This is a genomic window from Macrococcus sp. CoH-51_TC_04 (assembly GCF_058188655.1).
The window spans coordinates 1-344 of the sequence record NZ_JBVGOY010000045.1; the positions used below are offsets into that span (position 1 = coordinate 1).

Genomic DNA, 344 nt, shown 5'->3' on the forward strand with positions numbered 1-344 from the left:
GGGCAATGCTTGTGTCAGCAAGTCTTTCTTTTGCACGTCCTTTCCTTTTGTGGCGTTGACAGAGCGGGCCCCAAGGACCCGAATACGACTAGGTTACACTAGATCGAAATAACTGTCAAGCGCCAACAATTCGCGACTTGGCGACCTCGATGCCGCTCGCCTTCGACACGTACGTGGCTGTCAGTTCCTCCGGGCACGGACGAAGCATGAGCACCATATCGTGGGGCATCGCGAACTCTTCGAGCGGAGCGAACACCTTGTGGTGGCCAAGGTAGGGCGTCAGCATCACACCAGTTTGACCGCCGGGACCCGCGCCCGGAAACGTCTCCAGAATGTACGGCTTG

1 protein-coding gene is annotated in these 344 nt (G+C 57.6%); it reads right to left on the reverse strand.

Going from position 1 to position 344, the window contains the following annotated elements:
• Positions 1–115 precede the first annotated feature (115 nt).
• On the reverse strand, positions 116–344 hold a 229-nt coding region (locus tag ACZ2V4_RS11710; protein ID WP_490514949.1), incomplete at its 5' end, for a hypothetical protein.